26 protein-coding genes and 2 tRNA genes are annotated in these 21,144 nt (G+C 53.8%); 10 read left to right on the forward strand and 18 right to left on the reverse strand.

Annotated elements, in window-relative coordinates:
• Positions 1 to 13: 13 nt before the first annotated feature.
• The 11 genes from EV102420_RS10405 to EV102420_RS10455 all read right to left on the reverse strand — a co-directional run bounded on the left by EV102420_RS10405 (position 14) and on the right by EV102420_RS10455 (position 7,423).
• The gene (locus EV102420_RS10405) at positions 14 to 361 is read right to left on the reverse strand and encodes an antiterminator Q family protein (protein WP_042391504.1); all 348 of its coding nucleotides are present in this window, start codon (positions 359 to 361) and stop codon (positions 14 to 16) included.
• A 16-nt stretch (positions 362 to 377) separates the two neighbouring features.
• Positions 378 to 1,367 carry a DUF968 domain-containing protein gene (locus EV102420_RS10410; protein WP_042391505.1) on the reverse strand — a complete coding sequence of 330 codons (990 nt, stop codon included), beginning with the start codon at positions 1,365 to 1,367 and terminating at the stop codon, positions 378 to 380.
• On the reverse strand, positions 1,364 to 2,053 hold the full coding sequence (locus EV102420_RS10415; RefSeq protein WP_042391507.1) for a phage antirepressor KilAC domain-containing protein: 690 nt from the start codon (positions 2,051 to 2,053) through the stop codon (positions 1,364 to 1,366). The genes EV102420_RS10410 and EV102420_RS10415 overlap by 4 nt, the downstream gene beginning before the upstream one ends.
• 16 nt (positions 2,054 to 2,069) lie before the next feature.
• Entirely contained in the window at positions 2,070 to 2,456 is a 387-nt protein-coding gene (locus tag EV102420_RS10420; RefSeq protein ID WP_042391508.1) for a RusA family crossover junction endodeoxyribonuclease, read from the reverse strand.
• Positions 2,453 to 2,695, reverse strand: coding sequence for a LexA family protein (locus tag EV102420_RS10425; protein ID WP_072015234.1), 243 nt, complete (start codon positions 2,693 to 2,695; stop codon positions 2,453 to 2,455). Before EV102420_RS10425 ends, EV102420_RS10420 begins: the two co-directional genes overlap by 4 nt.
• Positions 2,692 to 4,563, reverse strand: a complete 1,872-nt coding sequence (locus EV102420_RS10430) for a DNA cytosine methyltransferase (protein ID WP_042391510.1) — start codon at positions 4,561 to 4,563, stop codon at positions 2,692 to 2,694. The genes EV102420_RS10425 and EV102420_RS10430 overlap by 4 nt, the downstream gene beginning before the upstream one ends.
• Positions 4,560 to 5,450: a phage N-6-adenine-methyltransferase gene (locus EV102420_RS10435; protein WP_042391511.1), complete on the reverse strand. Its 891-nt coding sequence runs from the start codon at positions 5,448 to 5,450 to the stop codon at positions 4,560 to 4,562. Before EV102420_RS10435 ends, EV102420_RS10430 begins: the two co-directional genes overlap by 4 nt.
• Positions 5,447 to 6,313: a conserved phage C-terminal domain-containing protein gene (locus EV102420_RS10440; RefSeq protein ID WP_042391512.1), complete on the reverse strand. Its 867-nt coding sequence runs from the start codon at positions 6,311 to 6,313 to the stop codon at positions 5,447 to 5,449. The genes EV102420_RS10435 and EV102420_RS10440 overlap by 4 nt, the downstream gene beginning before the upstream one ends.
• A complete protein-coding gene (locus EV102420_RS10445; protein ID WP_042391513.1) occupies positions 6,303 to 6,482 on the reverse strand; it encodes a DUF4222 domain-containing protein in 180 nt (59 codons plus the stop codon). Before EV102420_RS10445 ends, EV102420_RS10440 begins: the two co-directional genes overlap by 11 nt.
• A 163-nt stretch (positions 6,483 to 6,645) precedes the next feature.
• Positions 6,646 to 7,197: a YmfL family putative regulatory protein gene (locus EV102420_RS10450; protein WP_042391514.1), complete on the reverse strand. Its 552-nt coding sequence runs from the start codon at positions 7,195 to 7,197 to the stop codon at positions 6,646 to 6,648.
• A 28-nt stretch (positions 7,198 to 7,225) separates the two neighbouring features.
• A complete protein-coding gene (locus EV102420_RS10455; protein ID WP_042391515.1) occupies positions 7,226 to 7,423 on the reverse strand; it encodes a Cro/CI family transcriptional regulator in 198 nt (65 codons plus the stop codon).
• A gap of 92 nt (positions 7,424 to 7,515) precedes the next feature.
• Between EV102420_RS10455 and EV102420_RS10460 the strand changes: the two genes are divergently transcribed.
• From EV102420_RS10460 to EV102420_RS10495, 8 genes are all read left to right on the forward strand, one after another.
• A complete protein-coding gene (locus EV102420_RS10460) occupies positions 7,516 to 8,175 on the forward strand; it encodes a LexA family protein (protein ID WP_172462263.1) in 660 nt (219 codons plus the stop codon).
• Positions 8,176 to 9,160: 985 nt separating this feature from the next.
• Positions 9,161 to 9,628, forward strand: a complete 468-nt coding sequence (locus EV102420_RS22730) for a hypothetical protein (RefSeq protein ID WP_255211677.1) — start codon at positions 9,161 to 9,163, stop codon at positions 9,626 to 9,628.
• Complete coding sequence (locus EV102420_RS10470) at positions 9,625 to 10,293, forward strand: ASCH domain-containing protein (protein ID WP_042391516.1); 669 nt, start codon at positions 9,625 to 9,627, stop codon at positions 10,291 to 10,293. The genes EV102420_RS22730 and EV102420_RS10470 overlap by 4 nt, the downstream gene beginning before the upstream one ends.
• Entirely contained in the window at positions 10,290 to 10,778 is a 489-nt protein-coding gene (locus EV102420_RS10475) for a hypothetical protein (protein ID WP_217996438.1), read from the forward strand. Before EV102420_RS10470 ends, EV102420_RS10475 begins: the two co-directional genes overlap by 4 nt.
• A gap of 2 nt (positions 10,779 to 10,780) precedes the next feature.
• Positions 10,781 to 11,143 (forward strand): hypothetical protein, encoded by a 363-nt coding sequence (locus tag EV102420_RS10480; RefSeq protein ID WP_042391517.1) that lies wholly within the window; start codon positions 10,781 to 10,783, stop codon positions 11,141 to 11,143.
• A 3-nt stretch (positions 11,144 to 11,146) separates the two neighbouring features.
• On the forward strand, positions 11,147 to 12,004 hold the full coding sequence (locus tag EV102420_RS22735) for a hypothetical protein (RefSeq protein WP_052512353.1): 858 nt from the start codon (positions 11,147 to 11,149) through the stop codon (positions 12,002 to 12,004).
• 36 nt (positions 12,005 to 12,040) lie between these two features.
• Positions 12,041 to 12,268, forward strand: a complete 228-nt coding sequence (locus EV102420_RS10490; RefSeq protein ID WP_042391518.1) for a DUF4224 domain-containing protein — start codon at positions 12,041 to 12,043, stop codon at positions 12,266 to 12,268.
• Between the two features lie 3 nt (positions 12,269 to 12,271).
• Entirely contained in the window at positions 12,272 to 13,261 is a 990-nt protein-coding gene (locus EV102420_RS10495) for a tyrosine-type recombinase/integrase (RefSeq protein ID WP_042391519.1), read from the forward strand.
• Positions 13,262 to 13,354: 93 nt separating this feature from the next.
• Here EV102420_RS10495 and EV102420_RS10500 read toward each other — a convergent pair.
• A tRNA-Ser gene (locus EV102420_RS10500) sits at positions 13,355 to 13,444 on the reverse strand.
• A gap of 93 nt (positions 13,445 to 13,537) precedes the next feature.
• Between EV102420_RS10500 and mtfA the strand changes: the two genes are divergently transcribed.
• Both mtfA and EV102420_RS10510 read left to right on the forward strand, forming a co-directional pair.
• Positions 13,538 to 14,335, forward strand: a complete 798-nt coding sequence (gene mtfA / locus EV102420_RS10505) for a DgsA anti-repressor MtfA (RefSeq protein WP_042391520.1) — start codon at positions 13,538 to 13,540, stop codon at positions 14,333 to 14,335.
• A 100-nt stretch (positions 14,336 to 14,435) separates the two neighbouring features.
• Positions 14,436 to 14,511, forward strand: a tRNA-Asn gene (locus EV102420_RS10510).
• A gap of 20 nt (positions 14,512 to 14,531) precedes the next feature.
• Here EV102420_RS10510 and EV102420_RS10515 read toward each other — a convergent pair.
• The 6 genes from EV102420_RS10515 to EV102420_RS10540 are packed head-to-tail and all read right to left on the reverse strand — an operon-like array spanning position 14,532 to position 20,983.
• On the reverse strand, positions 14,532 to 15,680 hold the full coding sequence (locus EV102420_RS10515) for a hypothetical protein (protein ID WP_042391521.1): 1,149 nt from the start codon (positions 15,678 to 15,680) through the stop codon (positions 14,532 to 14,534).
• Positions 15,667 to 15,906: a hypothetical protein gene (locus EV102420_RS10520; protein ID WP_042391522.1), complete on the reverse strand. Its 240-nt coding sequence runs from the start codon at positions 15,904 to 15,906 to the stop codon at positions 15,667 to 15,669. Before EV102420_RS10520 ends, EV102420_RS10515 begins: the two co-directional genes overlap by 14 nt.
• Before the next feature lie 11 nt (positions 15,907 to 15,917).
• Positions 15,918 to 16,940: a fimbrial protein gene (locus EV102420_RS20890; protein ID WP_052512354.1), complete on the reverse strand. Its 1,023-nt coding sequence runs from the start codon at positions 16,938 to 16,940 to the stop codon at positions 15,918 to 15,920.
• 36 nt (positions 16,941 to 16,976) lie between these two features.
• Positions 16,977 to 17,663, reverse strand: a complete 687-nt coding sequence (locus EV102420_RS20895; RefSeq protein ID WP_052512355.1) for a fimbrial biogenesis chaperone — start codon at positions 17,661 to 17,663, stop codon at positions 16,977 to 16,979.
• 51 nt (positions 17,664 to 17,714) lie between these two features.
• The gene (locus tag EV102420_RS10535; protein WP_042391523.1) at positions 17,715 to 20,372 is read right to left on the reverse strand and encodes an RCC1 domain-containing protein; all 2,658 of its coding nucleotides are present in this window, start codon (positions 20,370 to 20,372) and stop codon (positions 17,715 to 17,717) included.
• Between the two features lie 32 nt (positions 20,373 to 20,404).
• On the reverse strand, positions 20,405 to 20,983 hold the full coding sequence (locus tag EV102420_RS10540; protein WP_042391524.1) for a hypothetical protein: 579 nt from the start codon (positions 20,981 to 20,983) through the stop codon (positions 20,405 to 20,407).
• Positions 20,984 to 21,144 lie beyond the last annotated feature (161 nt).

Consider the following 21,144-nt stretch of genomic DNA (forward strand, 5'->3'; position numbering starts at 1 on the left):
GGGGCATGAAAAGCTACTCAAGTATTATTGACAATACGCCATCAATAAATCCAAGAGCATTTTGCATTCTCTTTCTGATAGAGCCATCAGAGCACCGCTGTTTCTTAGCTATAGTTCGCAATGAAATACCCATGATAAAGTGAGCAATTATTAACTCATATTCGTCAGGTTTATATTTACGAAGACGCGTTACACACCCGTCAATCAAAATCCCTTCATCGTCATCACATTGGAGTCGTGATTTCTTACCGTGCGGCAGCAGTCCTTTAAACCCGGCAGCAATTGGTTGCCAGTCTACTCCACTATGGTCTGAAGCAGCCCAGGCACCCCATAAGTCCATTAATTCGTACATATCACGCATAACTCTCTCCACAAAATTACGCCACAACGCCGATCGCCAGCGCGCTGTCTAATGTTTTCAGCAGCAGCTCGGGCTGAGTGCCATATTTTTTCTCAAACGCCTTCATGTCAGCGTGCAACTCGTCGTGATGCACTCTGCACAGCGGTATCACAAACAGGTCATGCGCTTTGGTACCCATGCCGCCCTGGCCGTAACCGATCAGGTGATGGGGATCGTCAGCCTGCTGGCCGCAGCATGCGCACGGCTGCTGCTTAACCCAGCGGGTGTACTTCTCACACTCCCAGCGCGTCCGCTTAGGGCGCAGCATGAAAGATTGCGGTGACTCCGGGTCAACACGCAGCGCCAGCACCTGCTTTGCCTTCTCCTGCACGATCTCAGTAGCGGCTGGCATATGGTGAAGCTCGCTTTCCCGGTATACCGACTTGATAGGCTCGTCCTGCAGGCGCAGGGCATGGCGGGCCAGATTTTCGGGGATAGCTTCGGCGAGGCCGTTACGTGTCAGCCACCAGCACACCTCCGGGATCGTCAGCTGGTGGTCAGCACCAAACTGGAGATCACCCTGGATAAACCAGATAAGCCACTCGGCAACGTTTGCACGCGCCATGCCGCCGAGCGTTTTGTTGTGCTGGTCGCGCAGCAGGTTGTCGCAGTGCCAGCAAAGGCGGATAGACCCCGGTTCGTGGCGCATTGTCGTCAGGTTAGCGGAATGCCATTCGCTATGCGGCCACTGGCAGCCAGCATCACGCATGAGCCAGCCTTCCAGCGCCTGAATGCCACCAGCGCGGCTGATCACCCGCTCGTTTTCGAATACCGGTACCAGCAACGGATCTTCGGCCAGCGGCTGCACGGCGGGCGGGATTTCTCCGGTCGGCAGGCTGGCCAGTCGCTCCGGCTCGTTCTCCAGCAGAATGCGCCCTTGACTGAACATCGACATAAGCTGTGCTCCTGGACGGAACACTACCTGCCCCAGCTCGCGTACCACTACAGGATTGAGTAGTGCCCTCATGCTGCACGTCCTGCCGCCAGATGCGCCGCCCACAGGCCGCCGATCCACTTAACGCCTTTGGCGGTGAACCGTGCCTGGCTGAATGCATGGTTAGAAACCGCAGCCGTGCCGGTCTTAACCTCAAAACGCCCCGCATCGGTGTGCTGGCTATAAGGGGTAAGCCCGCCGTTCAAGCGGTACATAATTTTGCTGTCCAGCAGGAACGACCTGAACTCTGGCTCTTTGGCCTTCAGCAGCTTTGCTACCTGGCGAAACGACATCGAGCCGCTGGCGGTACAGTAGCGATCGACAAACTCAACCTTTGGCGCGGCGGCGGCCAGCTCGTCGGCCAGGCGCTGCTTTTGCTCAGCCAGATCGGCGGCCAGACGCAAAGCCTCCGGCAGTGATTTCGGCACGCTGACCTGCTGCCGGCTCTCCAGTTCTTGCCACCGGTCAACCAGCCGGGCAGTAAACTCTGGCGACAGCTGCGCCACTACCACGTAGCTGTCCCGCTTATTCACCATGAAAACGGAGACCGTCTGATTGAGGTGATTTTTAACATCCGCCATTGGCGGAAGTTGGATTACGCCCCGCTCGGCCAGGCGCTCAATAGACCGTTTCACGTCGTCGTGCCGTGACTCCACTAGGTCGGCAATGTCACGGCTGCTCATCATTAATTCAACGGGAATGGCTAAATTCTGTGTCATGCGTTTCTCCACTTATTCAGGCGGCTGCAACCGCCGGTTCGTATTTACTGATCGTGATCTCTACTCGGCCTTGCTTGGTCACCGGCCCCCACTCCACCAGCATCCGTTTAACCTGGCTGTCGTCCTCCCAAACGCCAGCGTGCGTAAGCGCGTCGAATAGCGCTTTGTTGTAGTTGTCGATATCCCGGCGGCGGGCATCCGGCGGGAACAAGGTGATCTCTACTGATGCCAGTTCACTGGACGGCTTGGGCAGGCGGCGAAGCTGCTCGACAATAGCAACACAGGCGGCGCTCTGATATTCACGGCCCTTGGCGCTGATAAGGTGGCGGCCAGCCAGCGGCCCCTTGTTCGGGGCGCGCCAGTAAGTGTTAACGCTCGGCGGGAACGGCAGCACCAGTTTCATTTCTCCTCCTGAGCCAGCTGTGAAGCCTGGTTAATGATGCTGATGCCGCGATGCGCGGCCGGGATCAGACTTATCGCCCCCTTACGGTGGAGGGCACGCAACTGCTGAGCAGCCGCGTTAGAAGACGCCACACCCATCAGGCGGGCCAGCTCCGTAATGGTCGGCGCGTAGCCGTGCTCGTTCTGGTATTTCACCAGCAGATCCAATACCTCCTGCTGGCGCACCGTTAACTGTTTCACGCTGCAACCTCCTGCATGGCGCTGCACATTTCTGGAAGATTTGCGCGGACCAGCGCTTCGGCGAACGGCGGTGGTACCGCGTTGCCGCATCTGGCAACCTGTTTGTCTTTGGCGTAGCGATTACCCATGTAGTCGCGGTCGATGATGTACCACTCCGGGAAGCCCTGGGCAGCATAGAGCTCGCGCGGCTGGAGCATGCGCATACCGATATCGACTATGCGGTAAACCACACCGCTGATCGTCACCAGGCCGTCGCAGCCCTCGCCGCAATACTCCCGCAGAAACGCCAGCGTCTGATCCGCACGCTGCTCGTTGTATGCCTCCACTGCCAGGGTGGTTTTTACCTCTCCTACATGCAAACCGCCTGCGGTTACTGTCGGCATCGGTTCATCTGTGCGCTGGCCGTCTTTGCAGGTGCCGCGCAACTTCACAAGGTGAGAGGTGACCAGACCATGATGATCCGTGGTGGTGACTGTGTGGGCCGGTTCATCCAGAGCCACACCTGCGCCCTGGTAGTTCCCGCCGAAGTGTTTAACCAGATTCGCCGCCACCAGCCCAAACTTGCCTCCGCCAGCGACCACGGTACCCATTGGCTTATGCAGGCCCGGTACACGCGGTTCCTGCCCCGGGCGCTCGCCATAACCCATCTGGATAAGCGTCGGGCACACCAGCTGCGATTTACCGCCGCCGCCCGCGGTGATCGTGGCGCTCGGTTCGTCCGCACGGTGCCCGATACTGGCACCGAACTGCCGGGTGATCAGCGGGGCCAGTACGGGCGCGATGACATTGGTCCGGTTCTGTGTGAGCAGAGTGAAAAACGGTTTGTTAATCGGGCGTGGCCTCATCTGGAATTCAGATCCGCCAGTGCCAGCAAACAGCGGAGCCATCACTGGGGTGGCGATCGCATAGCCATGCGTTTTGGTGATGGTCTGCAGCGGCTCCCCCAGAGACTGCCCGCGGAAACAGTCGTATTTCCCTCTCGTCGTGGTGTGGTTGCACTTCACGATAAACGGCGAGGCGCTATCAATCACGAAACGCTGGATGCCGCGGGCGATGCGCTTAAGCGTGTTCTCCGCCAGCGGCTTCTTGCGTTCGAAGATGGACTGCGCCGGGATAGACCAGTCGATGCACTCTGCTGCAGTCCGCCAGGGCTTAAGTTTACCGATCTGCACCGCTGGCGTTTTCGGATCACCGTGTGTCGGCTGCGGCCAGGTTACTGGCACACCATCGCAACGCATCACCATGAAGAATCTTTTGCGGATCGTTGGTGCGCCATAATCGCAGGCACGCAGTTCCCGGTAATCGACAGCGTAACCGAGCCCGGCCACCAGCTTCTGCGCCAGCTCACCGCCGGCAGGGATACCCAAAAACTCGCAGCATTCCGCCAGCGCCGGATGATCTGCCGGGACGCCGCCGGAGAGCATCCCGCAAAATGCCTCGAAGGTTTCGCCAGAGCGCGCCGGATCAGGACGCATCTCGGCAGCCAGTAGCGGGCCCCACGTGCGAAACTCTTCGACGTTCTCCAGCATCATCACGCGTGGCTGCACCGCCAGCGCCCAGCGAATGACGATCCACGCCAGACCTCTGATCTCCTTTTCTACTGGCTTAGAACCTTTAGCTTTTGAAAAATGACGGCAATCCGGTGAGAACCAGGCGAGACCTACGGGGCGGCCAGCGGTAGCTATAGTCGGATTCACATCAAAAACTGATTCGCAGTAGTGCAGCGTTTCAGGGTGATTCGTGGTGTGCATCGCTACCGCATTAGGATCGTGATTGATTGCAATATCCACGCTGCGCCCGATAGCCATTTCAATACCTGTACTCGCGCCGCCGCCACCAGCAAAATTATCTACGATGATCTCTTTCACGCTGCTTTCTCCATTGCTGATGCCAGTTGGCTTGCCGCCGTCAAAATTTCCGGTACCGGGATTTTTTCCAGCCACATGCGGTTAATATGGTATTTAAGCTTCCGTTGATTAATTTCCGTCAAAGTCAGAGCGTCAGGTAGCTGACCAAATATCGCACCTACCTCTGCTGGCCATGCCGCTGGCAGCTCCACCTGCACCTCTTCAACTGCCGGAATAATTTCCGGAATATTTTGTTGCTGGATTTGGGGTAGCAACCGCATCGCCTCCCGGCGGATCTGCGACAGGAAAGCATCGCCGCGCGCTTCAAGTTCGCTTCGGTTGATGTAGCTCATTGCAGGTCCGCGCCACGTCTTATCGAACACAACCACAGCACCAGCGAAGAATGCGCCGGTAGGTACCTGCTTTTCGTCTTTCGGGATGAACCAGTGCGGCAGCTCGAAACCGATACGCCCGCGGATAAAGGCAACATGATCGGCGTCTTCCGGCCACCACACTTCGCTGGTGGCTGCCTTAATCAGGAATACGTAACGCCCGCCCTTTTCCCGCATGGCGCTGGCGTGCTGCATGATGTAGCGCATGCCCGTAATGTATTCACCGTCGTGCTGCGATGCCCGGCTGTAGGGCGGGTTGCCGTAGGCAGCACCATGTAGTTCAGCCAGACGCTCGGACCAGTCCTGCGTAAGCGCGTTGTCCTCTGCGGTGTAGTACGCCTCGCACTTGCTGTTCTCGCCGTCCGTAAACAGATCCAGCACCAGCGGCCCGAACATAGCGTTAATACCCCAGAAAATGTTCTCCGGCGTGCGCCACTGATCGCCAACTTCTTTAAGCTCATGCGCCGGGCGTGCGCGCAGTTCAACCAGCGTCTGGCAGTATTGGTTAATGCTCATCCCCGGAACCCCGCTGGAATCTGTGAATAATCAACGTTGTCAAAGCTGGCGCGTGCTGCATCGCTGTTAACCCAATGCCCGTTACGGCGCTCAGGACGTCCGGCTTTTTCCCAGTTGGTAGCCGCCTGCAGGTAGGCCGGGAACTTGCTCGGCTGGAATAGCGTGGTCGGGCGCAGATACTCGGCCATTTTCAGGTCTTCGCCCCACTTAGCGGTGCTGTAGTCGACCACCAGCATCAGTTCTTCCAGAGTGAAATCTTCTCCCAGGCGGGCCCGGATATTCTCCAGTGAGGACTTGCAGACCTGGTACCGTGAGTTGGTTTTCTGGTTCAGGTGGGTTAATACCTGTTTGGCCTGGTCAGTGATCAAAACCTCATGGTCGGGTTGCCCAGCAACCTGAAAAAAGGTTTCAGGTTTTACTTGTGGATCTGGTTTTGAATTTACTGACGGATCCCCACCAGATTCTGACGGGTCAAAACCAGCGCCAGCACCGTTTTTTGATGCCTCAAATTTTGACGGGTCAGATTTTGATGCGTCAGATTTTGACGTGTCAGAATCTGACAGGTGAGCGAATGCCCCCGCCTGAAGTTTCGCCACGTTGAGCCGGTAGACATTCGACGCGTTGCGGTTCCCCTGGCGGCGCTGCGTGCGGGTCAGCCAGCCATCTTTTTCCAGCTTAGCGATCGCCGTTCTGACTGTGCTCGGGCCTGCACCCAACTGGCGGGCAATGGTTTCAATGCTCGGCCAGCAAACACCCTCGTCATTGCTGAAGTCAGCCAGCCGCGCCATGATGGCCACGGAGGATAATTTCATGCCGGAAGCCGCGCAGGCATCCCAGACGTAGGCGGTTAATTTAGTGCTCATGATCGCCCTCTACTTCCCTGAAATCGCGTTTGAAAATTTGGAGCGGGCTTGAGCACTCGTGTGGGTAGCCAGTCCGCAGATAGATAACGCGCTGCGATTCTGGTTCCCAGCGGATGACGCGAACGGGGATCCCCCGGCGGTCTTTGAACCAGCGGCTGATTTCGCGCATAACGCCTTAGCTCTCCGGTAGTAAACACCCACGATTCCAGTGGCGCGGCTGTGGTTACATGCCACCCAGCGGTTTGCTATTCTGCGCTCATACCGAAACAGCGGAAGGCCCGGCACCGGGATCATCCGAAGTTGCGGTAAGCGGTTATTTACCGTTACACTGTTCATGCGTTAGTTTCTCCACTGTTACGACACGCCACGACGCCCGGAGCTGCACACTCGCGGGCGTTACTCTTTTCTGGCGCACAGAAAACGCGATACAGCAGCGTTAAATGCTCCTGCCACTTAGCCATCACCTGATAGCTGTTCTCTTCGATTTGCTCGCGTTCGGCCTGGTCAATGACGCCATCAGCTGTTGCCTTGCGAACAAACTGGGAGTGCTCGCTGATCCACTCAATGGTTTCCATCAGGCGCTGATTGATGTCGGCGTTGTCCACATCCTCGATATCCACCAGCGGAACGTTGACGCTGTTCGACTGGCGCGATACCGCGTCGGCGATGTGCTTGGTGCCGCTGGCTTGCTGGAGAACCATCGCCCAGCCCATTGGGAAGATCTGATCGCCGCCGGTGCGCAGGCGGTTAAACAGAGCGTCCTCGGTCACACCCAGCCATTCAGCTGCTTCGGCGTAGCCACCCGGCAGGCTTGAGATGGTTTTCTTGATTGCAGCCACTAACCAGACAGGCTGCTTTTCGACTTGCCAGTGTTTGTTATCCACGGTTAACTCCTTAATGCTGTGGTTACTTTTAAGCTGCCGTTTCGCTAGGCTTTTGGTAGAGAGAGGCATCGTACTTAAGCTTCCCCTTCGTAATTCGCTCAATCACGTAAGCCTGCTTTTCGGGGATTACATCTCCCCAGCGACACACAGCGGGGTGAGAAATTCCCAGAGCGCTAGCGGTTTTAGATACCCCGCCGAAGTGCTCAATTACTTCAGATTTGCGCATAGTTCCTCCTAGTTACCTGATGCAGTAAAGGTAACAAAAGGTACATTAAATAGCAAACAACAGTTACAAGGAAAGTATGTAACATTGGTTACATGAAAACAGAGATGAAAGACCGAATCAGATCCCGCCGAGTCCAGCTCGACATAACACAGCAGACGCTAGCCAAGAAGCTCGGCGTCAGTCGCGTGTCTGTAACAAAATGGGAGAATGGAACTACCAAGCCAGATGGAGAGAATTTGCATAATTTGGCTTTGGCACTTCAAACTGCGCCGGAGTGGATTCTCTATGGCCAGGGTGGTGAGGTTGCAGACGATACGAAGGTTATTCCATTTCTGAAACCACCTACCGCTGTCCCAATCATCTCTGCTGTGCAGGCAGGTTTATGGACTGACACCTACGCATGCTCAAGGCTTACTGACGTGATTACATGGACCCAGACTACTGCAAATGTTTCGGATGAGGCTTTCGGCCTCGTTGTTCGCGGCGAATCAATGACCAACCCAAACGGGTTACCCTCCATACCAGAGGGATCTATTGTTATTGTCGAGCCCCATTACGGCCAGCTAGATGACGTCTATGGCAAAATCGTCGTTGCGGTCCTTGATGGTTCATCCGAAGCTACGGTAAAAAAACTAGTTTGGGATAGCCCGTACGCCTATTTGATGCCTCTAAACCCAGCTTTTAAACCTATTCAAATTGATGGAAATTGCCGGATAGTAGGTAAGGTTGTTCAAATAACACAAAATATTTAAACGCTTATCCTTGAGCCGGACTTAGTTCCGGCATTTTTTTACCCGCCAAGGTAACAAAAAGTACATTCCTCGCTTGACCACCAAGGTAACTAAAGGTACATTTAATTCATCAACAGCGAACAGGCAGGACGCCCACGCAGTAGCCGCCCCAGGCGTATGAAGGTGGGGATGATTCGCTGACAACGTACCCCCTGAAGTAGCAGTGCCATTCGGAGTAACGCGGCGGCGTCCGAAATGGTGATCCCGCCGAGTTGGTGAAACCGCGCCCTGTGCGGTCACTCCAACCACCCAGGCTGGGAGGTCTGGGCGGTGCATGGCACATGTGCCGTAGCGGTCCGGGAGGCTCCTTGAAGTTCCATCCCTCAACGGGTAGCCGGAATGTGCAAGCCAGCTGTTCAGGCACGACAGGCGATTCACCATCGCGGCGGTACGGTGTGACGCCCGGGAAGAGACCGGGGCACAACGATGAGAGCACTATCTGTGAATAAGCGCATCGAACCGCAGCGCGGACGTGACGCCCAACCGATAGCTGTTAGAAGCATCATTTAGTGCTCTCTTCGTTGTGGTGAATGCCCAGGCTGATGGGCGCAGAGCGGGATGCGCTTTGAGGGTGAACCGACCATTAAGTGCGTAGACAAAGCAAGCCGGAGATCAGTACCGGCCACCACAACCCAAGACCTGTAATAGCTGCATTGCTGTCTTTGGCGGCATCCGATCCTTACCCGTGAGGATGCCGCACTTTTTTACGCAACACACGAGAGCATCACCGGGCGACGGGCTCATAACCCAATCCACCCGGGCGGCAGGTAACCGCAGGTGCTCTCCTGTGTTGTGTGGAGAAACTAACCCGGCGGTATCGCCGCCTGCTTCATTAAGTGCCTGTGCAGGGCGCTTATTAAAGCGAAACCCATTTTATTTATCGCCTTCGGGCGAGGGGTTCGTGCAACCAAAATTCAGGCGCGGTGCAGCGCGTAGGGAGAAAACAGTGAAAGAACAATTAGCAGCAATGACCATTATCGAGCTGGTTACAACGGCACACAGTTATGCCACAAGCATTCAGCAGATCGATACCTATTCAGCAATCGTAACTGAGCTGGCCTCCCGCCTGGAGGCGTTAAATATTGCCTACATTCGCGCGATGAACATTGTCCGTAGCGCGGCAGATGACCGGGCCCAGCAGCAGCCAGCAGCTGCAGTCACCGAAGCCTTGCAGCGCGAACAACTGACGCAGGCGCACAAAGAAGGCGCTTACTTCGTGGCAAACAGAATGCTAGCAGCGTGGGAGGCTGGTTTCATTGAGGATACAGCAAAGAACGCCGCCGATATTGCTCGCATGATCCTCACGTCTACAGAGTTCATGGCTGACGCCCCAGAGGGTGATTTTGACCGGTCATTCGCAGATGGTGTGTTGGAAGATATCGCTGCCCAGCTGCGCAACGGGGAGGCTGTATGAAAGAGCGTGGCATGATTTTCAATGGCGAAATGGTGCGAGCCATCCTCGACGGCAGGAAGACGCAGACGCGACGGATCATAAAGGACTGCTCTGTCGGAAGAGATCCAATTTCAAAATTCATTCAGATCGGGAAGAAATTTATCGGCTGTTACCCCGAAGATGTGCCTGAACTAATCAGGGAATGCTGCCCGTTCGGTGCCGTTGGCGATCGCATCTGGGTGCGGGAGACCTGGGCTGACGTAAATCATGATGGCTGTCCCGCTGTGGCCTACAGAGCTGACGGTGAAGTCCGAGACCTTCATGAAGATGATGGCGATGAGGATGATCCACGCCTTGAAAAATACTGGTTTGCAGCCTGGTATCCAGACCTTATTAGCGGAACCGAAGGCAAATGGACGCCCAGCATCCACATGCCGCGCTGGGCGTCACGTATCACGCTGGAGATTACCGACGTGCGCGTTGAGCGTCTGAACGGCATCAGCGATGAAAATGCTCGCGCAGAGGGATGTGCTGGAGGGCATGATTCAATACCCGACTATCACTACAGCGCTACACCCCACGAGCATTTTCGACATGTATGGACGTCCATCTATGGCGAGGAAGGTTGGTCGTTAGCCTGGGTATGGGTGATCGAGTTTAAGCGGGTGGAGGCGGAGGCTGTATGAGCGACAAATACGCAGCGTTGCGTAAAGAGGTATTAGATCCCGCGATTGGCAGCAAAGACCATCTGCGGAAGCTGGCCCTTCAGCTACTGGACGAACTGGCAGAGCGTGATGCTGATAAGCGGCGGATCGCTGAGCTGGAGGCGGGAAACCTTTCACGATCAGCAGTCGACGTGCTGGCTGAACGCCGACGCCAGGTTACCGCCGAGGGCTGGACGCCAGAGCATGACGACACCCACGAGAGTGGGGAGTTAGCAGGTGCAGCAGCTTGCTATGCCCGACACGTAAACGGTAGACAGTGGGTCTACCGCACCCGACCAGAAAGTTACACATCAGAGGCCGCGCCGAACGAATGGCCGTGGGATGAGGTGTGGTGGAAACCTAAGTCACCACGTAGCGACCTTGTTCGCGCAGGGGCGCTAATTCTGGCAGAGATTGAACGTCTAGACCGTGCGGCTGGCATCAGCCTGAAGATTGAGGGGGAGTGAGTGTGGAGCGTGAATATTTCGTTTTGAGCGTTAACCACACGGATCGAAGCAACCCATATATCGTTCTTTGGGCTGCTGATGATTCTGGTTACCGCGGGCGCGTTGAAAGCGCCGGTCGTTACTCAGAAAGCCAGGTCATGGCGCAACTTGGCTATTACAACAATGGCTACGATACAGTAGCGGTTCCCTGCGATGTCGCTGAGCCTCTAAGCCATTCCGTTAAGCCTGGCTTCTTCGATACAGATGAAGGGCGCTGGCTTCGCAATAACCGCGCTACATGGAACGCATTGCTGGATCACCTGATCGCAAAACCAAAGCGCAAACCTCAGCCAGAATATCGCGGTGCGCCGCGCCGGAAGGACTAACCCATGACACTGAGCAAAGAACTCAAGAAAGTGTTCCGAAAGGTCACCAATTCTCACATAGATGAAAACGGAAACGTGGATTGCGTGTTAGCTCCCACAGACGTCATTGCTCTCTGCCAGGCCTGTGAACTGCTGGAGCGCCGGGAGCGGGATAAGCAGGAGATTACCGGTTGGCGCGCTTTGCAAAACGATAACCGAGATTTGCGTGAGCCGTTATATCTGGATGGGGTTAACGAACCTGTCGGATGGAACAGTGATTATGCGCCAGTTTATTCACGCGCCGCGCCGCCAGCGCCGGTAGTGCCTGAGGAATGCCCGGCAACGATTCGCGACATGTTAGTGTCCCATTGTGATGATCTCTTTGACGACGCCGACGCACAGCAGATATGGAATGCCTGCCGCGCTGCCATGCATGGTTCAACTATCTCAAATTCTGCTGATATTGCGATAGATGAGGCGCCTCAGTCGTTCGGTAATTCCGAACAACTGCCTGAACATGTGGCCGATGTTGTTACCTGGCGTAAAGAAGGACAAGAGCGCATCTGTGATATCCGCTGGCGGCGTTTTGATGTAGCGCCAGGCCCCCTTTTCACCCAGCCTCTACCGCCCGGTGTACCGGATGGTTACTGCATCATGCCGTTGAAGCTGACAGCAGCGAACGGCGCAAAGGCGGCGCTGTCCGGAGAGTTTCACGTTAACCATCACATTGTTTGTGAAGAGTGTGCAGGTGAAGGGTGTGAAAGCTGTAACGAGGAAGGAGGCTGGGAGGGCGAGATCCCCATTGGTTGGGATACCATCAAACGTATTCATGAGGCGGCCGTAGAAACATGCGCGCTGCCAAAAAGCGATAATATAGGTTAACGCCCGGGTGCAGCCGGGTTAAGTGGAGAATGACCCATGAGCGATCGTTTCCTGACTGATGAAGAATTAGCAGAGGCCACGGGCTCGCCCCAGAAGTCCCTGCAAAAAGAGGTTTTAACCTGCAATGGGATCTACTTTATTGAGCGCCGGGATGGTTCGATTAAAACTACCTGGTACCACATAAATCATCCTATTCAGCGCCTCGCTCCACCATCAGGTTATCAGCCTGTTCCAGGCATGAACTTTGACGCTATAGAGAGATAACGTATGGGTCGCAAACGCGCACCCGGTAACGAGTGGATGCCGAAGGGTGTATTTTTTCGCCCTTCTGGCTACTACTGGAAGCCCGGCGGTACTACGGAAAAATTAGCTGCTGCTAACGCCACAAAGGCTGAGGTATGGGTCGCTTATGAAAAGGTGGTAGAGGGAAGGAAAAATCGCATCACTTTCTCGCAGCTCTGGCGGAAGTTTTTAGCCAGCGCGGATTTTGCCGACCTTGCCCCTCGAACGCAAAAAGACTATCTCGCGCATGAAAAAAACATCCTTCCGGTGTTCGGTGATGCGGAAGCGAAACTGATCAAGCCTGAGCATATTCGCCGTTACATGGATGCCCGCGGTAAAAAAAGCCGTGTTCAGGCTAACCATGAGCATAGTTCTATGTCCCGTGTATTTCGCTGGAGCTATCAGCGTGGTTATGTGCCAGGTAATCCCTGTGTTGGCGTGGATAAATTTCCAAAACCTCAGCGCGATCGCTATATCACCGACGAGGAGTATCTGGCTATCTATGACCATGCTAGCCCTGCTGTTCGCGCCGCTATGGAAATAGCCTACCTTTGCGCAGCAAGGGTATCAGATGTTCTTAAAATGAACTGGAATCAGATAATGGATCATGGAATTTTTATCCAACAAGGTAAGACTGGTATTAAGCAGATCAAAGCATGGAATGACCGGCTAAGGGCTGCCATAGAGATATGTAAGCCATGGGGAGATGAAGGGCCGGTAATCAGGACGATGTACGGCGAGAGGTATTCGTATAAAGGTTTTAATGAAGCCTGGAGAAAGGCGCGGTCTGGCGCAAGTGAAAAACTGGGGCGGGCGCTCGATTGCACCTTCCATGATCTGAAAGCAAAAGGCATTTCAGACTACGAAGGATCCAGCAGAGAGAAGCAGGTTTACAGTGGCCACAAGACCGAGTCACAGGTGTTGGTTTACGACAGAAAGGTGAAGGTGAGTCCGACATTGAATCGAAAAATGTGAGCTTTGAAGCCCGCTTTTTTCTCAACGGATTTTCTCACATTTTCTCATTGGGATCTGGATCGTTGAAAGCGGTACGGGTAAGTGCTTGAATAGTGGCGGAGAGAGGGGGATTTGAACCCCCGGTAGAGTTGCCCCTACTCCGGTTTTCGAGACCGGTCCGTTCAGCCGCTCCGGCATCTCTCCGTTTTGATGACTGACATCATGCCAGGATATTGCGCATTTTAACAGTCCTCATCCAGTCAATTAAGTTCAAGTGACGAGTTTGCGAGCAAAACGATGATTAAGTGGCCCTGGAAAGCAAATGAAGCATCACGGATGATCCATTATCCCTGGCAGGAGGCGCTTGCCATGCCGATTCTGGCAAACCTGACGCTGGAGGAGCAGCAGCGTCTTGCCCAGCTTGCCGAGCGCTTTTTACAGCAGAAGCGCCTGGCCCCGCTACAGGGTTTCGATCTTGATGCGCTTAAGAGCTGCCGTATTGCCCTGCTCTTTTGCCTGCCGGTGCTTGAGCTGGGTCTCGAGTGGCTCGACGGGTTTCATGAAGTGTTGATCTACCCTGCCCCCTTTGTTGTCGATGACGAGTGGGAAGATGATATTGGCCTGGTGCATAATCAGCGGGTGGTGCACTCTGGACAGAGCTGGCAGCAGGGGCCGATCGTGCTTAACTGGCTGGACATTCAGGACTCTTTCGATGCCTCAGGGTATAACCTGATTATTCATGAAGTTGCGCATAAGCTTGATACCCGCAACGGCGATCGGGCCAGCGGCGTACCCATGATCACCCTGCGTGAAGTGGCTGGCTGGGAGCACGATCTCCACGCCGCCATGAACAATATCCAGGATGAGATCGATCTGGTGGGCGAAAGCACAGCCAGCATCGACGCCTATGCCGCAACCGACCCCGCCGAGTGCTTCGCCGTACTCTCCGAGTACTTTTTTAGCGCGCCTGAACTGTTCGCGCCGCGCTTCCCTTCGCTTTGGCAGCGTTTCTGCCAGTTCTACCGTCAGGATCCGCTGGCTCGTCTACGCGCGAATACACCCGCATTAGCGTCAGGTCGGTATCGCGTTCAGTAAAAACACAGCTTGTCTTTTAATTAAGCAGTTGAATCAGTATCTTAATTTTAGTGTTGACACAAAAATACGGGGCCAGTAATATGCGCCCCGTTCACACGATTCCTCTGTAGTTCAGTCGGTAGAACGGCGGACTGTTAATCCGTATGTCACTGGTTCGAGTCCAGTCAGAGGAGCCACTCTCTCAGCGATTGCTGTTCTAATCAGGCCAGGCCTGGTCCTTTATTACATCTCCAATATGTCCTGCTAAAAAATTCGCTAGCGTATCCCCATACAGTTCGGGTAAATACTCTCCCAGCTCCGCTGTCGTCACGGGCTGATTCGAGGCCTTATCCAGATAGCAGACTGCGTTTGCGGGATTACCTACCCAGTTATCAGCAGGATCCCGGTAGCGAACAATCAGCGAACCGCTGGGGTCACCCAGTAGGTAACCTGTATAATTTCCCCAAATCATCACCGGCGGGCGCGTCGCCACGGTTTGCTGTTCGATAACCTGCTGCTGCACGTAATCATCCGGCCCAAAGAAGACATAGGCGTATCCCTCGTCGTCAATGAAATCGTTGAGCATACGGCTACTGACGCTCCAAAAATCCAGCGTCTGAGGCAGACCATAGACAGGGTGAGCGCTGACCGTCAGTTCACGGCATTGATAATGACCAAACACAGTATCCGGCGTGGCGTTATGAATAAAGGTTTGTGGCACCTTGATTCTGAGGATCAAGATCTCTTGCCCTTCATCTTTGTTGGCATACAGATAGCCTTTACTGCACCCGTCTTCAGCGACCTCATCCGGTAAGATACTGAGGGAGGCAACCTTGTCAGGACGATAGAGATCGATTTTTCCGCTAACACCATACTCATTAGAAAAAACGCTGGGGTTGCCAGCTATATAAGGGTTGGCTGTGTCCGGTATCGCTGTCATCTCGCTATCGATAACTTCAATCGGCAGCGTCGGCGTGTTCAACGAACTATAGTAGAGCGTAGCGCTCATATAGCCTACCTGCTGAAACTCGCCGGAAACGGTAATCGACATCGCTTCTTCCAGTGCGGTAGTTTGCCCAATAAAGACGGTAAAGCACTGTTCATGCTGATCGTAGCCCGGCGAAGGTTGACCATTCATATAGTTCTGCTGGTATGAAAAGGTTGTATCAACCGAATAGGCAGTGTCGTTGACCAATACCGTAGGCGGCGTGAGCGGTATTTGCCAGCCTTCAAGGCTGCCGTCGCCCCATGGCGCATAGAAGCGTATTAAGATTTGCCATGGATAGGTCCCCGCAGGCGCAATCAAAGTGGTTTGATAAGAGGGCATCGTTTCGCTTAGCGCAACGGTGCTTTTAACGGGTTGCATGATCCTCTCCTTTTTTTATGTTTGTTTCCTTCGTGCTTTCCTTATTCGTTGAGAGCGTGCTCTTTTCGTTATTTACCGTGGCTTTCGCACCGTTGTAGGCTGGAATAATCTCGCCGGTAAACGAAAGGGTGGCATCTGCGGCGTGGACGCTACAGGCCAATGCGGATGCGATTAATACAGAACCTAAAATTAAAACCTGCGGCAGTGTGCGATTAGTGTTCATCATTTTTTCTCCTTTTATTGATATGACAGCGTGACCGTAGCTGATGTATTAGCATTGCCCGGGAATAACGCGTTCTGCGTCTGATAATAGCGGGCTTCAAACTGTAAATTTTCTGTGCCACCGGTTGTTGCTCCGACGAATACATCTTTGCCAAAGTTGACCGGCACGTTAGCGCTATTATTAAGGCTGGCCCAGTAGAGCTGTACACCTACCCCGGATGCATTCTCTTCACCTGCAGGGATCTGAATAACAGACTGCGCTCCTGAGGTATCCTGAGTTGCGTCCACGCGTGCGGTTATCTGCGCATCGCTTTCGCAGGTTAAAGGAATGGAGAACGTCGTGAATGGCGTGGTTGAACCTACTCCGCTAAATTCGGTGGGAGAGTGTTTACCTAACGTCACGGGGACCGAGGCAGTATCTACCGTACATCCTGGCACATGAGGCGGGGTCGCATTGATCGTACCGGAGAGGTAGACAGAATAAGTTGTTGAAGATTGTGATCCGGATACAACGACATGATTAGCCTGGCCTGACAGCGTGCCACTTTCAATATCATCGGAAATTTTCACTAATTTGAACATCGGGCCAAAAGTGTAGTTTTCAATTGGGACAGTCAAAAAGTGCAGAGTAAACTCCCAAATTTGCTGCTGTGTATTGCCATTTGTAATCCAGGCAGAATAATTATTACTAATGCCGCCCATCTGGATCCCTACCCCGGGAATATTGGTTTTAAACGTGGTGCGGCTGTTATAGACACCATCCGAGACAAGATCTGAGTAGAGTGTGACATAGGATTTCCCATCGCCTTCACATTGGGCTATTACATATTGGTCATAACTATGATCGCCAGTGATATCGCCGCCGACGGGCAAATCGGCAGGCACTGTTATATTACCCAAATCTATTGTTATTGATGTATCGTAACGTGAACTACATGTTACACCGGCCTCTGAAAAACTAGCCCAGCCGAGGGTCAGTAAAAACAGGCAATAGGGAATGACGTTTCTTCTAGTAAAATGTCGCTTTAAATGTTGCATATAATTTCTCCAGCATTAAGTAAAAATGATGTATATTTAACAGCCCGTGGTTATTTTTTTTAACCTGGATGGGGTACGAAATCCCGAGTCGGCTATAGACTGCCAGCTGGCCCTATTTTTTTGTCCGGCTGTAGGCTGTGGCATTAATAGTTCTCCATAAGGAGCAATCATTTGAGCGCGTGTCACCTCCTGGTTATCAATTTTAAATGAGTAAAAAGTGACATAATAAGGAGTCGGATTTTTAATCGTTATCTGTTTTGCACAACGGCTAACGCTGATTTGTTTATAGGCATCAGCGGCTCCGGCAATCAGCGATTGTGGACGATAAAACACCTTAATTCTGTTTATTACAGTAATCGCTACCGGTTTTGAAGATGTCGATTTTTCTAACGGCACTCCTTTGATGCTAAGCCAATAGAGGCTCTCCTCATTATTCTTTCCGTTGTCATGAATATGTATATTGATAACCCCCTTAGCGGCGGGTTTTATGATCGTTGCACTGGGCTTGATAATAAGTGCACCCTGATCCGACTTTACCCATGATTCAATCGCAACGGAATGAGTAGCGTCGTTATTTTTTATAACTAACGCTACGCTGGGTTCTCCTTCCGGATACACCATGCGTGTCTGTTGCAGCTGTATCGCTGCACTGGCCAGTGAACAGATAGATAGTAGACAAAGTCCTATAAGCGATTTTATATTCAACCAGCCATGCAGCGACATATAGTTTCCTCCTTGAGGATTTAATTTAATCATGCGTAAATATGGATTTTATTACGCCGAGAAATACGATGTGTCGCCCTGTAACGCCGCAGGAATAGCGCTCACTGCGCCGCCATAGGCTGAATTACCCCAGGCAACAAGCGAGCTATCATCTTTAATTGCAACGAACACCGATCCACCTGAATAGACGCCCTTCACGCCGGACGTCAGCGAAGAGGTAACGACGGATGTATCTCCCCCGGCTGCACTGTCTCCCCAGGCATGAACGGCACCATTTTTTCTCAGCACGGCGAACGCCGTTGCCGTAGCGCTTACGGCGACGATGTCGGTAAGCTGGGCGATATCTGCTGGCAATGTACCACCGGCTGAACTCTGCCCCCACGCATAGACGCTGCCGTTGCTGCGTAAGGCGCAGAAGGCGTACTCGGTCCCCTGCACATGCACAACGTCATATAATGCTGGTGCAGATGAGATGGCAGACTCACCCCATGCCACCACGGATCCGCTCGTTTGTACCGCACAGAAACCGCTATAACAGCCGTATACCCGGGCGATATTATTCAGAGCAGCAATATTACTGGGCACTTCGCCACCGTAGGCGTTCTGGCCCCAAGCCACGACCGTACCGTTGCTGCGGCGGGCGCAAAATGCGGATGCGCTGGCGCTGATTTCTACAATGTCCTCCAGAGCAGCAATCTCCTGCGGTACGCTTCCGCCGTAGTTTGCTCCTCCCCAGCCAAAGACCTGCCCGCGTGAGTTAAGCACCACACAGGCGTAGTCGTTGCACTGAATTTGTACGACGTCACTCATTCCGGTGACCGTTGACGGAATGTCGAGCTGTCCATAGGTGTTATCACCCCATACGGCGATATAAGGCGATTGTGTATTGCGGGCTACGAACATTCCCGATGACGCCACCACTAAATCCCAGCCGCTGCGGTTAGCAAGAGCGGACGGTACGCTTCCCCCCTTGCTGGTATCCCCCCAGGCAAAAAGGTTACCGCTCTGGTTGATTGCCGCAAAGGCATGATGCGTTGCACTCAACGCGGTCACGCTGCTGTTAAATCCAGAGGTCGGTGAGTTACCACCTGATGCTGCCTGCCCCCATCCACTCACGACGCCGCTGTCATTTCTACCTGCTGCGGCCTGGGTGTTACCCAATACATTACTTTCGTTAAGGGTCACTGATGCACCGGAGGCGGTAACGGTGAGTTTTTTCTGCGGCTGCGTATCCATAAACCAGGAGGTACTGACAGAAGCGCTTTCGCCCTCATATTGCCAAAGTGCGCTCATTACGTTTTCACCGTCTAACGCAACGAGGCAGCGTGCTTCAGAGTAGAGCCAGTTAGCGCCATAGCTGGAGCGGGCACCCATCACGTTGAGCGATGCCTGCGCCGCATCCGTTAGCGTCACCAGCCAGCGGCCATCGGCCTGCAATACCGGTGTGCCAAAAATCCAGTCCTGTGGCAGCGTGCTGCCCGGCGTCAGTACCGGCGTGCTGCCGTTATAGCTGGCGGTCAGCGTCCCCTGCCCAGCGGCCACAAACTGTCCGTTTGCATTTAGCGAGCCATAGCTTACCTGGATAGTTTGCACCGCCCCGCTGGCCGGAACGATCGCCAGAACCCCTTCGCGTGTCGTGTCGGCAAAGGTGCTGAAGCTAACCGGATAAGGCAACGTCATGATTAGCGCACTGTCTTTGCTGCCGGTAGTTTGAAGTTGAATATCAATCTGAACGTCGCTGTTATCTAAGGAGAGCAGCTGCGCTGGCAGGGTGCCTGCGCCAAATACGCTGCTAAAATCTGGCGTATCGTTTATCAGGCGTAGCATTTGATAATGGTTAAAGCTATAGGCGCTATCGATGGAATTGAAGGCAGAAAACAGCAGCGACGGCATATCGTTAAGCTTAACTGAAGACCAGATCCACCCCGCGCCGGTATTCATCGAGAGGAGCTGATGAGGCGAGAGCGACTGGGCGCTACCTACGTAATTAATTTGACTGTATAAAATACCGCTGTCCTCTGCAGGACCGCTGCCCAATGCCACCAGCCAGCTGCCATCGGGCTGTAATACCGGTGTGCCAAAGGTCCAGCCTGAAGGAAAACCGGTCACATCACTGAGATACACCTGCTGACCATCCCAGTTAAGCATCAGCGAGCCACTTCCAGTCCACGTGACCTGGCCGGTTACGGTGCTGAAAATGCCATACAGGGCAGTAACAAAGGTGCTGCTCCCCTGCGTAGTGCCTACAAAGCCCAGTGCGCCTGGCTGAGCAGGCAGAGACAACGTGGTAAGCTGGGAGGCACTCTCTGGTAGACGCCAGGTTGCTGCCAGCGCATCCGGCTGATCGGGAGTAGCAGAGGCATCCAGGGCCAGCTTGACCAGCGTGGCCAAATCGCTATCGACGCCCATAAAACCCAACGTATATTGCGGAGAAGGGTAGGCATTTTGCAAAAAGTTAATCGTATGGGTAGCCATCTCTTCAACGTGATTGAAATAGCACTTTGTACTCAGGCTGGTTTCAACGCTGCTGCTAATCCAGGCGTGAAGATTATCCGTTCCCAAAATTGAAACAGACTTTTCTCGCCAGTCGCTGTCTGAGGTTGCAATAATACCCATTAATCCATGGGTAACTTGAATCGGCACGCCAGCCTCATTCGGTTCTGAATAAAATACCAGGGTACTGGTATCCGCTTTGATATTCTCTTTCATAATATTCTCGCAAATAATAAATAACGGCGCGTTTAGCGCAGGATCGATACAGGGGGAAAAGCGACAAAGGCGCAGCTGGTAATCACGGTTGATCCTGACGCCTCGGGTAAGCTCAGCGTTACCGTCACGCTCTCTGACGTGGTATCTGTAAGATCGATACTGGTCGTGCCGTCATTGTAGAGCTCCATGGTCGCCGCCTGGGGAAGTGCGGTACCAACAAAGCGCGCGGTAGCAGAGTTAGCAATTTGAAAGCGCGCATAGCTGACGCCAGCGGTAAGATCGGCCTTGAGATAGAGGCTGTTTCGCATCACACCGTTTGCGGTAGCGCCTGTTGCAATGGCATAGCTGGTTAGCGCGACGGCACCAGGCATGTAGCGGTTAAAGGTCATGCTACCGTATGCACTTTCTGCTGGTGCATTGCTAATGTAAGCGTTCACGGAAACCAGCCCCACCTCAAGGCTAAATACCTGCAGCTCCAGGGAGCCATTAGTGTCCAGATTACCGCTCCAGGTTCTAAAGCCGTTGATATTAAAAATCCCGGCACCGTCCAGTGAAACCGTGACCGGCGAGCCTGCAGGTCCCGATAGCATCACCGTATTAAAAGGTTTCATGGGTGCACTGGTATTCGCCCACGCGGGAGCACCGGTGGTACAGTTCATATATAGCGACGCAGCCGCCGACAGGTTTGAAGAGAGGGGTTGAGAGTTAGAGGTTTTATTCATTTTTTCGCCCTGGTGGTGTAATAGGGCGAATATAACGACAGGAGTATTTT

The organism is Pseudescherichia vulneris NBRC 102420 (genome assembly GCF_000759795.1).
GTDB classification, from domain to species: Bacteria; Pseudomonadota; Gammaproteobacteria; order Enterobacterales; family Enterobacteriaceae; genus Pseudescherichia; species Pseudescherichia vulneris.

Bases quoted from the DNA above. Each gene is read 5' to 3' on its own strand.
- EV102420_RS10405 (WP_042391504.1), bottom strand. From the start codon at position 361: ATGCGTGATATGTACGAATTAATGGACTTATGGGGTGCCTGGGCTGCT.
- EV102420_RS10410 (WP_042391505.1), bottom strand. From the start codon at position 1,367: ATGAGGGCACTACTCAATCCTGTAGTGGTACGCGAGCTGGGGCAGGTA.
- EV102420_RS10415 (WP_042391507.1), bottom strand. From the start codon at position 2,053: ATGACACAGAATTTAGCCATTCCCGTTGAATTAATGATGAGCAGCCGT.
- EV102420_RS10420 (WP_042391508.1), bottom strand. From the start codon at position 2,456: ATGAAACTGGTGCTGCCGTTCCCGCCGAGCGTTAACACTTACTGGCGC.
- EV102420_RS10435 (WP_042391511.1), bottom strand. From the start codon at position 5,450: ATGAGCATTAACCAATACTGCCAGACGCTGGTTGAACTGCGCGCACGC.
- EV102420_RS10440 (WP_042391512.1), bottom strand. From the start codon at position 6,313: ATGAGCACTAAATTAACCGCCTACGTCTGGGATGCCTGCGCGGCTTCC.
- EV102420_RS10445 (WP_042391513.1), bottom strand. From the start codon at position 6,482: ATGCGCGAAATCAGCCGCTGGTTCAAAGACCGCCGGGGGATCCCCGTT.
- EV102420_RS10455 (WP_042391515.1), bottom strand. From the start codon at position 7,423: ATGCGCAAATCTGAAGTAATTGAGCACTTCGGCGGGGTATCTAAAACC.
- EV102420_RS10460 (WP_172462263.1), top strand. From the start codon at position 7,516: ATGAAAACAGAGATGAAAGACCGAATCAGATCCCGCCGAGTCCAGCTC.
- EV102420_RS10470 (WP_042391516.1), top strand. From the start codon at position 9,625: ATGAAAGAGCGTGGCATGATTTTCAATGGCGAAATGGTGCGAGCCATC.
- EV102420_RS10475 (WP_217996438.1), top strand. From the start codon at position 10,290: ATGAGCGACAAATACGCAGCGTTGCGTAAAGAGGTATTAGATCCCGCG.
- EV102420_RS22735 (WP_052512353.1), top strand. From the start codon at position 11,147: ATGACACTGAGCAAAGAACTCAAGAAAGTGTTCCGAAAGGTCACCAAT.
- EV102420_RS10490 (WP_042391518.1), top strand. From the start codon at position 12,041: ATGAGCGATCGTTTCCTGACTGATGAAGAATTAGCAGAGGCCACGGGC.
- EV102420_RS10495 (WP_042391519.1), top strand. From the start codon at position 12,272: ATGGGTCGCAAACGCGCACCCGGTAACGAGTGGATGCCGAAGGGTGTA.
- mtfA (WP_042391520.1), top strand. From the start codon at position 13,538: ATGATTAAGTGGCCCTGGAAAGCAAATGAAGCATCACGGATGATCCAT.
- EV102420_RS10515 (WP_042391521.1), bottom strand. From the start codon at position 15,680: ATGCAACCCGTTAAAAGCACCGTTGCGCTAAGCGAAACGATGCCCTCT.
- EV102420_RS10520 (WP_042391522.1), bottom strand. From the start codon at position 15,906: ATGATGAACACTAATCGCACACTGCCGCAGGTTTTAATTTTAGGTTCT.
- EV102420_RS20890 (WP_052512354.1), bottom strand. From the start codon at position 16,940: ATGCAACATTTAAAGCGACATTTTACTAGAAGAAACGTCATTCCCTAT.
- EV102420_RS20895 (WP_052512355.1), bottom strand. From the start codon at position 17,663: ATGTCGCTGCATGGCTGGTTGAATATAAAATCGCTTATAGGACTTTGT.
- EV102420_RS10535 (WP_042391523.1), bottom strand. From the start codon at position 20,372: ATGAAAGAGAATATCAAAGCGGATACCAGTACCCTGGTATTTTATTCA.
- EV102420_RS10540 (WP_042391524.1), bottom strand. From the start codon at position 20,983: ATGAAACCTTTTAATACGGTGATGCTATCGGGACCTGCAGGCTCGCCG.